This is a genomic window from Epilithonimonas arachidiradicis (genome assembly GCF_003610695.1).
GTDB lineage: Bacteria > Bacteroidota > Bacteroidia > Flavobacteriales > Weeksellaceae > Epilithonimonas > Epilithonimonas arachidiradicis.
In genome coordinates this window covers 206206-219555 of record NZ_RAQH01000005.1, presented here as the reverse complement: position 1 = coordinate 219555, position 13350 = coordinate 206206, and the positions used below count along the sequence as shown (strand labels likewise).

Below are 13350 nucleotides of genomic sequence, written 5' to 3'. Positions count from 1 at the left end.
AGATTTATGAAAACAATATTTAATAAACTCCCAATATTTTTTCTGCTGTTGGTTTCGACAATGTTGATCTGGTCTTGCGACAACAATATGGAAGACAGTCTGGTAACAGATGTTTCGGTGAATGTTTCTTCCTTTAAAGTAAACGGCGTTTCTGGAGACATTGATAATAAAAATGATAAAATCACGGTAACGTTGCCTTACGGAACGAGCGTGAAAGCTTTATCGCCAATAATAGAAATTCCGCAAGGTGCAGTGATTTCCCCGGCTTCGGGAACTGTAATTGATTTTTCGCAGCCTGTCAAATTCAGAGTAAAGAATGGTAATATTTATAAAGATTATCAGGTGACGGTTCAGGCCCAGGTTCCGATTATCAGTTTTAAAATCAACGGATTATCGGCAACCATCAACCATTCCAGCAAAACGATTTCACTCACAATGCCGGAAGGAACGAATCTTACTGCATTGCAGCCTGTGATAGAAATGGCAAGCGGTGTGAGTATCAATCCTGCATCAGGAACTATGATTAATTTCAGTAGCCCTGTACAGTTTACTGTTTCCAATGCGAATCTGACTGAAATCTATACGGCAAAAGTAACCACTCCGGTTTCTGGACCAACAGTGGCATTCCTCGGAACGGCAGCAACCAGAACAGGTCTAACCAATCCTGATGAAATTGCAGCTTCTGACTGGCTTTTTGGAAAATTTTCCGGAGCGGTTTATGTTTCAATGGCAGATGTGGCGAGTGGTGCAGCTAACCTGACGGGCATCAATGTGATTTGGTGGCATTTTGATTCGGCTACCGCTTTGCCTGGTGAAGCATTGAATACGAATGTTACTTCCAAAATCAAAACCTATCTGAATGCTGGCGGAAATATTCTTTTAACGGGATTTGCTGCTCAATATGTGGATGCTTTGGGAATTGTGCCTTCGGGAAAAGGTCCGAACAATGTTTTCGGGGATTTCTTACCGAATGGGTTTGTAGATGCAAACAACGATTGGGGAATTTCCTTCAAAGGTAATGAAGCACATCCTGTTTTTGATGGGCTACAGACCTACGAATCCGGGAAAGCTAATTTTCTTCAGAAAGGAACCTTTCGATTAAATCATACGGCGTGGTGGTTCTTGCCGGATTGGGGCGGCTATGTGAACGGAGCTGGATGGAGAACGCAGACAGGAGGAAATAATCTTGCTAGTGAAGCCTGGGACAATACTTTGGACGGACGTGTTGCTGTGGCAGAATTTCCGGGAGGAACTGCCAATAAAATTTGTATCACTATCTCAATGGGTGCTTACGACTGGTACAACGAAACCGCGAACGGAACACCAAGCCAGCCGAACGGATTTTTGGATAACATCAAAAAAATCACGGAGAACAGCCTTAATTATCTTGTAACGAATTAATATCATAATCAATGACAATCAGAAAAATATATTTAGCCGCTGTGATGGCTTTGGCAACTTATTCCTGCCAGAATCATGATTCGGTGGCCGATGTGAATCCGGAAGATATTTTCAGACAGACGAACATCTTTCCGCAACCGCCTAGTCAATGGATGGGAAGCACTAATCCATATTATACTGCCGGTTATGTGGGTGATGTGATGCCTTATTATGAAAACGGAAAATTCCATCTTTTTTTCCTGCATGATGCTAAAACCAAACCTGCAGGCGAAGGATTTCACGACATTCACAGCTTTGAGACGACTAATTTTAAGGATTTTACTTATCAAGGGAGACAAATTCCCTACGGAACGGCTTCCGAACCAGATTTTGGTGTAGGAACGGGAAGCCTAGTGAAAGTCGGAAATACTTATTATTACTATTACACCGGCCACAATGAAATTGCTTCGTTTTTGTCTAATAATCCGAGAGAAAGTGTGCTTTTGGCGACCAGTACCGATATGAAAAACTGGACGAAGGTCAAAAATTTTAAAATCACGGCTCCGGCAGGGTATTATGATTATGAATTCCGTGATCCGCATGTTTTCTTTAATGCGGAGGATGGAAAATATTGGATGCTGGTTTCTGCACAAACTTCAGCCAAAAAAGCTGTTGTTCTTAAATTTACCACAACTAATCCTGCAAGCGGAAATTGGGCGGTTGAAAACCCGATTTACACGACAACTTCGTCAGAAAATTACATTATGCTGGAATGTCCCGACCTTTTCAAAATGGGCAATTACTGGTATCTTGTTTTCTCTGAAAACTGGAGCAACAACAGCGGAACACATTACAGAATAGCTAGTTCACCAAACGGACCTTGGACAACGCCAGCTAATGACCGATTGGACGGCTCTTATCTCTATGCTGCAAAAACCGTTTCAGACAATGCCAACCGTTATCTGGTGGGTTGGACTGCAAGAAAAGTCCCTGAAAGCAACACCGGTGGAAAAGACTGGGCGGGAAATCTTGTAACACATCAATTAGTTCAGAATCCGGATGGGACTTTGGCGGTAAAACCTGTTTCTACCTTGCAATCTGTATTCGGGCAAAATGCTCCGCTTTCCGTAGATAATATTACAGGAAATGCTTCTCAGAACGGGAATAGCTTTAACCTTTCTGCGAATTCCCAGGTAATGTTCGGGAAGCTTCAGAAGGCCAATCAGATCAGCTTTACGTTGAACGCCTCTGCTAACGGGAAATCAGGATTGATTCTGGCGCAGGATAATGACGGGAAAAATGGTTTTAAAATTTCATTCGAACCTTCCTCCAAAAGAATAGCAAGTTATGTAATGAACAGCGGAAGTGAGGATTTTGCCAATGCCTATTCTTTGTCCGGAATCTCGGGAACTAGCTATAATGTAACGGTTTTCATCAGCAATGATGTTTGTGTGGTTTATGTGAATGATAAGTTGGCGTTCAGCAATCGTGTATATGATGTTGTTAACAAAAAATGGAGTATTTTTGGTACTGCAGACAGTTCATTCAGTAATATTAATGTCAAAAATCCTTAATTAATGTTCCTTAATAAAAAAATAAATGCAGTCAGTTTCGGAGAGGTGCTCTTCGATGTGTTTGGTGAAGAAAAGAAAATTGGCGGTGCTCCGCTCAATCTGGCACTCAGAACGGCGTCTTTCGGATTTCCGGTAGCGATGATAAGTGCCGTTGGGAATGATGAGGACGGAAAAATTATTTGCGATTATGTCAAGGAAAATCAGCTTGATACCAGCGGAATTATTACGACAGAAGATTATGATACGGGTATTGTCCAGGTAACACTGAATGAGCGTGGTTCTGCAACTTATGAAATCAAATTTCCGTCTGCCTGGGATTTTATTGAAACCAATAATGATACTTTGAATATCGTTAAAAATGCCGATGTCTTTTTTTACGGAAGCCTTGTTTGCAGGAATGATGCTTCAAGAAATACACTTTTCAGGCTACTGGATTTCAACCCTGGAATGTTCAAGGTTTTTGATGTGAATTTGAGAAAACCTTTCTACCACATTGGGCTTCTGGAAGAATTGATGAATATAGCCGATTTTATTAAATTTAATGATGAAGAAATCCTGGAAATTGCTGCTGAGCTAGGTTTTAAATCAGATGATTTGGAAGAAAATATCCGTTACATTTCAGAAAAAACAAATACAGGTTCTGTCTGTGTCACGTTGGGAAAACACGGCTCATTACTATTATGGGAAAATAAAATCTATCAACACGGCGGTTATCCGGTAAAAGTTGCTGACACCGTTGGTGCAGGTGATTCGTTTCTGGCAAGTTTGATCGCCTACTTGTTATCGAATAGAAAACCGGACGAGGCTATGAATTTTGCCAGCGCTGTGGGAGCTATTGTAGCAAGTAAATCAGGCGCAAATCCCATAATTACTTCATCTGATATTGATATGTGTACAGGAAAGATCTTTTCGTGATCTTAATTTTGTTCCATTGATGATTGAATATAATGTCCGTTGACTGCAAGGTAGCTTTGAACAATAAAATAAAAAATTCGCATAAAAGCAGTCTATCATTTGACATCGAATTATGAAGTGTTCCTGTACAAATTCAGATGAGGTTTTATTACTCTAAAAAGGACTAATCTAACACAAAAAACAAAAAAATGGCTCAATTTGGATTCAATTGGAGCCATTTGGATGTTTGTGAACTTGACTCTATTCAAATCATTTATTAGCTGATATTGAAAATATTTTGGAGGTTTTAAATGATGTGTAGAGGACAAAAAGAAAATTTAATATAGCAGATATTAAAATGTGCCAGATGTGGGGATAAGTTAAGAAGATATTATTTTTAATAATAGATAAAGCAGGTACCATTAAAGTTAGGAACCAACATTTTTATTTTTTGATTTAGTACATTTGATATATAGTTGCCTAAATAAGTTGTTATAACTGCTTCTAAAAATTATGTGTGATTATTATGTGCCACTATCAAAGCTTTCTCAAAATGTATTCTAAAAGATGTCCATTTTTTTGTTTTTAAAAGAAGATGTATTATATTTGCAAAATACTTGATCATTCAAGTATTTTGCAAATTAAATTATGGAAATAGAAATCATACTGAACATTTTAAAAGTACAGTCTGTTATTGCGAAAAAGTTCGATGGCCTGAGCCTGCATGGAATAAGTCTTACCGATTTTATGATCCTGCAAATTTTAAGTAATGTCCCGGGTAAGCGATTAAAGAGAATAGATTTGGCTGAAAGCACAGGATTGACGGCATCAGGTATTACCAGGATTATTTTACCGATGGAAAAAATGGGTCTTGTGGTAAAAGAGAGTAATGATAGAGATGCAAGGGTGAGTTATGTAAAGATAACAGATGCGGGTCAACGGGTGTTTAAAGAAGCAACTGTTACAGCGAGTTACATTTCTAAAAATCTGTTAGACGGGATAACTACAGATGAATTGAAAGCGTTTGCTTCTAAGTTGAAAGTTTTGGGAGGCGATATTTGATTTAAAAACATGCATATGGACAAAAATTATAAAAAACAATTAAGAGCGCAGTTCTTAGAAAATAAGCCTTTGATGGGAGTCTTGACGATTCTCAATAAAGCAGAAAATAAAATATATATTGCTGAAAGCATGCATTTAACTGCTCTTTCAAATAAAATAAAATTCGTTTTAGGAAGCGGGCAATTTGATAATAAGATTTTACAGGAAGATTGGAACCGATTGGGAAAGGACAATTTTGTGTTTGAAAATGCCATAGTTATTCCATTCGAAGAGAATAAGATGATCGACTATAAAAAGCAGATATTGAAGACCGGAAATGATTTGAAAAAAGAGTTAAGCAAAACAGTAATTTTATACTGATATGTCAGAGAAAACTTATTTATACCCTACTTATGAGACTGGGCGAGATCTGGTTTTAAAAAAAATTGAAGGGCCGATTGTAAATCTGAATCTGATCCGGCTAAAAGAATTTGCCGATTATTCCGATTTTCACGATATAGCACCGGAAACATCAATTTCCGGATCTGATGCCTTTATGAATATGTACACTTTGCCAAACCATTTTTGGCGCAGAATGGAGGAGAAATACATTTTATCGGAAAGAGAGACCGTTTTCTGATAGGTCCGGAAAATGAGCAGTGGGATATCTGCATGTTGGTCAGACAAAGAAGTGTATCAGACTTTTTCGCTTTCGAGAAGAACGCGGATTATATGAAAATTACGCAACATCGTGCCGCTGCCATCTTGGATTCCAGAATTTTGCCATTAGAAATGACATCACTTTAAATAATTGATGGGCTATATTAAACTAAAAATTCATATACTATGAAATATACGGCACAGAAAATAAGGGTACCATTGTACTGGTCAATGGGCTGGATACCCAAATGGCGATATTGGAAGTTTCATTCTTTAAGATGCTTGCAGACGAAAGGTTTCGTGTGATTTTGTTTGATAACCGGGAAGTTCAGCTTTTTTTGTGATGTTAATATTCTTGTTATAGGTTCGATAACCTATGTTTTTCATAAATTGTTTTTAGTGATTCTCTGTTTAATATTATGAATTATATTCTTACTGAATTCAAAAAAAAGAGAGTCAATTTTGACTCTCTTTTTTAACATCAATCAACTGCGATTTTCAAGATGTTCAAATTTAGAATGTGAAGCTTTTAGATGATGCAGGTGGTCTAACACAACCTGAGAGCTTTCAGGACAGAGATCTCCACTGTCTAATGCATTTTGATAGGCTTTAATTGCAGCATTTTCTCCAAATACTACATTTTCAAGTGTTGCCTCGTCATTATCAAAAGACAATTCGTTTTTAACATCAATCCAGGCACGGTGTATCGCACCCGCTGTGCTTCCTGTATTGTCCGGCTGACCACCGCGTTCAGTAATGAGTCTGATGAGATCGTTTTTCATGTCCTGCGATCTTGATACCATTTGATCATAATCATTTCTTAAAGTAGGATGGGTCTCCCATACCTTATCTTCAACTTTAGAGAAACCTTGAATTCTGTCGTTTGTAATGTTCAGCAAATCGTTTAGAGCTGATACTGTTTTTTCGTTATTCATAATAAAAAATTGTTTGGTGAGCGAGGTATGTTGCAATAAATATGCCTCGACCTTTTAATTGGATTAAGATCGATCGAAAGATGCAGATTAATTTTCCATACTATTATTTATGGTCAGAATTAATTATGATATTGTTATTCATAATTAATTAATTTAAAATTATTTGCACATATTTTGTAATATGAATAATAAAATATTCAGCTATGTTTAAAATATACAACTTATTTATGTTTTTTTGTACTGTATTTTTTTACGGACAAAAGCCTGATCTTCAGCATAGAGTTGCTATTGTAGATTCAGGTTTGATAACATCTTTTTTTGCATCTGATATTGGGTTTTACAGTACCGAACTTAATTCCGATCAAAAAAAGCAAATCACATATCATGTAAATCATAATACGCAGAAAGCAGAAGGTGATTATACACGTGCTCCTAATAGCTATATTTTTTACAAAGATGGAGTCCTGCCGGATGGCACGAGGACCGATGGGTTGTATATACCTGTTGCAAAAGCGTATCAAATGTGGAAAAAGGGCAGATATATGCAAAATGATACTGGTTCGTTCACACCAATCAGTGAAAATGGGCAGCAGACTGCAACTGTATATTGGGAAGATGTCAATGGATTAGTAACTTCAGCTTCCATCGTCGGAACGGGCGAGGATGCTAAAATTAAAGTTTTAATTGATAAAACAAAAGGTGAAGGTAATGCAAGTATAGCTTTTAAGGTTAATAATGTAATCTACTGGACCTGGCATATTTGGGTTACAGATAATCCTGAGGACGGTGCTCTTTATGGGCAAGGTTTTGAAACCAATGTTCAGAATCAGGCATTCACTCCTAAATATATGGATCGTAATCTTGGCGCAACCAACGCTCACTTTCTTGGTCATAATTGGAACAAATCGGGAGGTTTAATGTACCAGTGGGGCAGAAAGGATCCGGTTCCTCCACTGCAATATAAGGATGGAACATTTTATGAAATCACAGGCGATGTGGGAAGCAGAAGACATGCTTATGCAACTCTGCAATCTGCGCCAATATCTGTAAAGCAAAGAGGTATAGATACCGGTACCAATAATATCAATGGAAATATAAGATATTCCATTAATAATCCTATCGACATTATCAGCCATGCTACTAACGATGGCACTTGGTTTTCAAGCCAGGAATACAGAGTCAGTAATTCTAGTCCTGATCTGATAGAAACCTGGGATTTATGGAGCGATAACAGAAAAGGGCTGCACAGTAATGCATCCAGTGGGAATACGACTGTTGCAACAGATAGTAAATCCTATGAACTCAAATCAGAGTTTGATCCTTGCCCCAATGGATGGCGGATTTCTTCTCACTACGGAAGGAATACCGTTAATAATAATCTTAATCCTTTAGGAAGAAAAAACAGTGGTTTTAATGATGATACAAATACTGCCTATAGTCAAATATTACCGAACTCAATTAATGAAGCATTGATAGGAGTCAAAGTCTATCCTGGCAGAGGGATAGATTTTAACGGAACCGATAACAGAAAGATAGGATTGATGCCAACTAGCGGAAACTATATTTATTATCAATCAAATGTTGGTACACCTACATCGGTTGTTTACCAGGATCCGGCATCTGATGCTTTTTTACTGATTGGCACTTATGGTATTGGCGGTAATAGAGGAACGATTATCCGGAGTGATCCTCAAAGAGCAGATGTCTCTACTACTGGCTGGAATGGGATCTATGTTAATCAAACCTTTAAAACAAATGCTTTGGGAGCGGTAAGATGTATGAAAGATCCGAACCTGGCATTATTACCAGCATTTTATAATACGGAATATATCTTATCAACCGATAGTGATAACACCGATTATAAAGCCTGGATAAAAGAACCCAATAGTTTTGTAGTAATGACCGGTGAAGTTAGTGATCCGGTTTCGCAAGACAAAGAGCTGTTGATAAGTCTTAAAAAAGCTTACGCAATGCACAAGCTTTACCTCTCCGATAATAAACAACTTCCGTCTGGTAATATCAATACTGGGAGTGTAGTATGGACCGATAACCCGGATTTGATTAGAAAAATTCAAATTGTCGGTACGTATCCGGATCAACAAATGAAAGTTACGATAGCTGCGAAGAAAAAAGGCAATGCAGTCATTGCTTTTCATAAAGGTAATAATGGCGTTTGGGGGACATCCAATCCTGATAAAATACTATGGAGCTGGCACATCTGGGCACCGGTTACGAACCCATTGTCTGAGGAAAATCAAATAACTTATACAACCGAATCGATTCAGAATGGTGGCATCATTCCTACAACAAATGGTCAAATAATTTTTCCTGCTAAAGGTGGTACAGCTATGACCACCACTTTTATGGACAGAAATCTTGGCGCATTGCAGGCTTTGCCATCATCATTGATCAGACCTGATTTAGCCACTGAATTACGATCCAAAACGCAAGTTCAACAGTCTGGCGGACTTCATTATCAATGGGGAAGAAAAGATCCCTTGCCAACATTCCATAATCCAGGCGGAACTCAATATATTGCCGCCCACGCTAATAGTGTTCAAGTTGCCGCCACATATAGTGTTTACAAGCAGACAGGTGTGGACGCTAACGGAAATGTTGTTTTAGGAATATCAAATCCTATCACGGATGAAATCTTCTCTTCAACAGACAATGCTTCCGGATACTCCAGAGAATGGAATGTTTACAGATCATCTGCAGGCATTGCAGCTTCTGATCCTAAAAATGAAAAAATCAGAAAAATAATAAAATATGCTACTGAGAATCCGCTGTATTTCTTTTTCAGATCTAAAACGGGGCAGGAATTAGCAATAGAAGATGCAGGAACATTACTCGCAAAATCTTTACAAGTAAAAGATTGGATCTCTGATGAAAACGGACTTGCTCAAGACAGATGGGGACATGCTACAGAAAAATCAGTTTATGATCCTTGCCCGGCAGGATGGAGAGTTCCCGATACTGCGAACGCCAATTTATTTGCTGCAGGTAACAACGGCACTTATGCGAAGGGATCATCTCCGTGGTTTTATAATGGATATAACACCACCGGCAGTTTTGCAAATTACGGTGTGGTTCAAAGTACAGTTGCAGATTTAACAGCGGCGGCAATTAACAATGCTGTAAATGTCAGACAATATCCGGGTTTCACACTTTCAATTACCTCAGAAAGTGCAACGCCTGGCAGTAGGTCCGGTTGGGTATTCAATTTCCCCGATTCCAAATATAATATAGGAAACATTCCGGCAACCGGCATACGGGGAATTCTTGGTGGGAATGATTGGAAAAATATCAGAAGCGGATCGCCTGATACCGATAATTACAAGTACCAAACAGGACTATGGACTAGTTCTCCTGCAGATTTCTATACCGGCTATGCCATTGGGCTTAACCTTAGCAGCGTATCTGGCTATGGAGGTAAACTTGCATCTGGTACTGGCTTTTATCCGCAGGCAGCTATGGGAGTAAGGTGCTCAAGGGATACTGAGAGATATATGGGAGATTTACCATATACAGTTAACCCAGATGGAACAACCCTAAGTTCCGTTATTACCATTAAGGATTATAATAATGATGATATTCGAATTCATCCAAATCCCGTCAAAGATGTTCTTCACATTGTTTCAAAAAATAATGACTGGGTAGATCCCGCATTTGTAATCTATAATACTGGCGGAGGTATTGTTCAGCAAGGCTATTTTAATAATGGTAGCATTAATATTTCAAAATTACCTTCTGGTGTTTATATGCTAAAAGTTGAAAATTCTGAGAAAGCCTTTAAAATCATTAAAAAGTAATGTCCTTCAAAAGTGTGCTTGGTAATGATCTCATTTATATCTTGAAAGAAGGAGTATCATATATTTCCAATCACAAGCATATTTTCCATTGTAGGAACAGCACTTCCGCCTTCCTTTTCAAGCGTTATGGCAAACGCCTGAGCATTCGGAATATTGGATAGTGCAATTTTGCTGTCTTTATCTTCAGAATATAGTCCCGCACTTACAGGTTTTCCATCTACAATGGCCCAAAGCTGATACTGTGTACCGTCTTTTGTTTTCGGTAGGCTATTTGCGCTGAGATAAACATCTTTAGACGTTTTGTCCCAATAGACAATAGCCTTGGATTCAGGGTGTTTTTCAACGCCAGCCAATACAATTTTGATCATATTAGGGTTGGAAGAAATATCTAATCTCTGCTCCAGATCCTTCATCGCCAGATTCTGAGATTCTTTCTGGGATTGGAGTTCAGCGATCTGTTGTTCATTTTTGGACTGAATATTTATCCAGAAAACATTAGCTGCCAAACTGAAAAGTAATAGAAGCGATGCTGCGATAGTGATAATCTTCCAGCTGTTGATATTTCTGATTTTACGGTCTGGCTCATTTCTGACCTCATTGATATCTGTTGGGATTCCGGAAAGATTGGATTCAATAGTTTGTTCTTGTTGAATTTTGTTCCAAATCTTCGATTTCAAATCATCAGGAGGTTTTACAGCCTGAGCGGTTGCAAGATCTTCCAATGTTTTTTGTGCTTCTTCGAAAGCCGCTTTTACTTCAGCATTGTTCTTCATCACACACTCCAAAATACCTGCTTCCTCGGTAGAAGCAAAACCTAGAATATAAGATTCTATAATTCCGGATGATATGTATTCTTTAGTGTTCAATTTATTGATAATCTTTTAGCAAGTCCTTTAATTTCATCAGTGCGTTCCTCATTTTGGTTTTTACAGTGCCGAGAGGTATTTTTAGCTTTTCAGATATTTCGTTTTGAGTGAATCCTTGATAATAGGCTAAATTAATCAATTCCTGCTTATCTGTTTCAAGAGTTTCCAACACATTTTTAATTCCGATAAAATCAGATTCTTCATTAGTTGTTGAAAGTTCTGCAGTGTTATATACGAAATCCGGCAGAGGTTGGTTTTTGAGTTCATTCTGAAATCCTTTAGACTTCAGATAATCAATTGCTGTATTTCGGGCGATATTGATCATCCAGGTATAAAAACGACCTTTCGAAGCATCATATTGATGAATCGAATTCCAAATTTTCACAAAAACTTCCTGGATGACATCTTCAGTATATTCTTTAGAGCAGACGATCCGGAGGATAACACCATACAAAGCACCCGAATAGTGATCATACAAATGATGAAAACCATTTTCGTTTTTCTCTCTTAGTAAGACGAGAAGTTGCTCTTCCGAATAGTTTGTTTTGATAAATGACGATTTAGTAATTCAAATGTAACAAAATAAAAGCCAACATAAATAAAATGTGAAAATATTTTTAAATCATTAATTATAATCTATATCTATTCAAAATTTTTTAAAGAAAATATGAATGTGTTTTGAATTGATTTAAAAATAATTGACTGATTAACAATGATTTAAAATAAAATATGAAAATTTTTAAATCCAAAAGATCATCGCTGTCGTAAATCATTTTATCAGTGAATAATATTAATCAAAAAATAAACTAAAATGAACAAACAATCAAAAATCGCAGTGCTGGGAATGATGGCTTTATCATTCGCCTTTAGTGGAAATCTTACTGCACAGACAATGAAGGAAAAAACAGTAATGGTGGGCGGAGCAGCAATGTATCCTTCCAAAAACATTATAGAAAACGCAATGAATTCTAAAGACCACAAGACTTTGGTAGCTGCTGTAAAAGCAGCGGGTTTGGCAGAAACATTGGAAGGCAAAGGACCATTTACGGTTTTGGCACCAACAGATGAAGCGTTCGCAAAATTACCAAAAGGAACGGTTGAAAATCTGGTCAAGCCCGAAAATAAAACGATGTTAAAAAAAATCCTGACTTATCACGTACTGTCAGGAAAATACAATGCGAAACAAATCTGGGCTGCTGTAAAAGCAGGTAACGGAAAAGCAATGATGAAAACAGTAGAAGGACAGGATGTTACTTTTTGGACAAAAGGTAAAGATCTCTATGTGCGGGATGCTAAAGGTATGGACGCGAAAGTGACTATTGCTGATGTTAACCAGTCCAATGGTGTGATCCATGTGATTGATACGGTTTTGATGCCGTAAGTAGTTGATAAGGCGGCGTAATATTTATGCTGCCTTTTCTGATTTCTTAATAGATACCAAATACTAAAAAATAATATTATGAGAAAAACGATTAATGTATCCAATCAGGGAGCAACCCTAGATACAGGAAGAAGAAACTTTTTAAAATTAAGTGGTGTAGGATTAGCTATTGCTGGACTTACGCTTGTAGGTTGTAACGATGATGATATGATCATTGGTGGAAACAACGGTAATGTTTTCGACCTTGGAAAAGGCGATGTCGGAGTTCTTAATTATGCTTATGCTTTGGAACAGCTGGAAGCAGATTTTTATACCAAGGTGGTAAATAATTTTTACTCAGGGATATCCAGTGTAGAAAAGGAACTTTTCACAGATTTATACCATCATGAGGTAATTCACAGAGATTTTTTCAAAGCGGCAATTGGTGGTGCTGCTCCGAACAGTATACTTCCAACTCTGGAATTCCAATATCCGAACGTCAACTTTAGTGATAGAAATTCGGTGTTGGCAACAGCAAAAGCTTTAGAAGATACAGGTGTAGCGGCTTATAATGGTGCCGGCAAATATATTACCAATGCAGATTATCTTGTGATTGCAGGTAAAATTGTTTCTGTGGAAGCAAGACACGCTTCGGCCATCAGAAACCTGATTAATCCTGGTTCTGCAGATTTCTCAGGAGACGATGTAATCGATGCTAACGGATTGGATTTGGCAAAAGAACCAAAAGATATTGTGATGGCTGCGGGCGGATTCATCAAAACACCATTTACCTGGAAAGAAAGAAACATCGGTTAATTTATTCATCTT

Annotated in this window: 12 protein-coding genes; 9 read left to right on the top strand and 3 right to left on the bottom strand. The window is 37.8% G+C overall.

Translation table 11 applies throughout. The features are described from left to right. The first annotated feature begins 6 nt into the window (after positions 1-6). The 6 genes from BXY58_RS10375 (at position 7) to BXY58_RS17085 (ending at position 5529) form a co-directional block, all read left to right on the top strand. On the top strand, positions 7-1401 hold the full coding sequence (locus BXY58_RS10375; RefSeq protein WP_120213784.1) for a DUF4960 domain-containing protein: 1395 nt from the start codon (positions 7-9) through the stop codon (positions 1399-1401). 11 nt (positions 1402-1412) lie between these two features. Next, on the top strand, positions 1413-2954 hold the full coding sequence (locus BXY58_RS10370; RefSeq protein WP_120213783.1) for a glycoside hydrolase family 32 protein: 1542 nt from the start codon (positions 1413-1415) through the stop codon (positions 2952-2954). 3 nt (positions 2955-2957) lie between these two features. Beyond that, positions 2958-3869 (top strand): carbohydrate kinase family protein, encoded by a 912-nt coding sequence (locus tag BXY58_RS10365; protein ID WP_120213782.1) that lies wholly within the window; start codon positions 2958-2960, stop codon positions 3867-3869. Between the two features lie 627 nt (positions 3870-4496). After that, on the top strand, positions 4497-4910 hold the full coding sequence (locus BXY58_RS10360) for a MarR family winged helix-turn-helix transcriptional regulator (protein WP_120213781.1): 414 nt from the start codon (positions 4497-4499) through the stop codon (positions 4908-4910). A 15-nt stretch (positions 4911-4925) separates the two neighbouring features. Beyond that, the gene (locus BXY58_RS10355; RefSeq protein WP_120213780.1) at positions 4926-5270 is read left to right on the top strand and encodes a GIY-YIG nuclease family protein; all 345 of its coding nucleotides are present in this window, start codon (positions 4926-4928) and stop codon (positions 5268-5270) included. 1 nt (position 5271) lies between these two features. Next, positions 5272-5529 carry a hypothetical protein gene (locus BXY58_RS17085; RefSeq protein WP_229728429.1) on the top strand — a complete coding sequence of 86 codons (258 nt, stop codon included), beginning with the start codon at positions 5272-5274 and terminating at the stop codon, positions 5527-5529. Between the two features lie 505 nt (positions 5530-6034). Here the strand turns inward: BXY58_RS17085 and BXY58_RS10345 are convergent. Continuing rightward, on the bottom strand, positions 6035-6484 hold the full coding sequence (locus BXY58_RS10345) for a PA2169 family four-helix-bundle protein (protein ID WP_120213779.1): 450 nt from the start codon (positions 6482-6484) through the stop codon (positions 6035-6037). A 203-nt stretch (positions 6485-6687) separates the two neighbouring features. Here BXY58_RS10345 and BXY58_RS10340 point away from each other — a divergent pair, with 203 nt between their 5' ends. Further along, the gene (locus BXY58_RS10340) at positions 6688-10296 is read left to right on the top strand and encodes a T9SS type A sorting domain-containing protein (protein ID WP_120213778.1); all 3609 of its coding nucleotides are present in this window, start codon (positions 6688-6690) and stop codon (positions 10294-10296) included. A gap of 56 nt (positions 10297-10352) precedes the next feature. Here BXY58_RS10340 and BXY58_RS10335 read toward each other — a convergent pair whose 3' ends face one another. Then, positions 10353-11162 carry an anti-sigma factor gene (locus BXY58_RS10335; protein ID WP_120213777.1) on the bottom strand — a complete coding sequence of 270 codons (810 nt, stop codon included), beginning with the start codon at positions 11160-11162 and terminating at the stop codon, positions 10353-10355. A 1-nt stretch (position 11163) separates the two neighbouring features. Then, positions 11164-11640, bottom strand: a complete 477-nt coding sequence (locus BXY58_RS10330; protein WP_120213776.1) for an RNA polymerase sigma factor — start codon at positions 11638-11640, stop codon at positions 11164-11166. Positions 11641-11973: 333 nt separating this feature from the next. On the opposite strand from BXY58_RS10330, the gene BXY58_RS10325 reads away from it, so the two are divergent. Both BXY58_RS10325 and BXY58_RS10320 read left to right on the top strand, forming a co-directional pair. Continuing rightward, positions 11974-12543, top strand: a complete 570-nt coding sequence (locus BXY58_RS10325; RefSeq protein WP_120213775.1) for a fasciclin domain-containing protein — start codon at positions 11974-11976, stop codon at positions 12541-12543. 78 nt (positions 12544-12621) lie between these two features. Beyond that, a complete protein-coding gene (locus BXY58_RS10320; RefSeq protein WP_120213774.1) occupies positions 12622-13338 on the top strand; it encodes a ferritin-like domain-containing protein in 717 nt (238 codons plus the stop codon). Positions 13339-13350 lie beyond the last annotated feature (12 nt).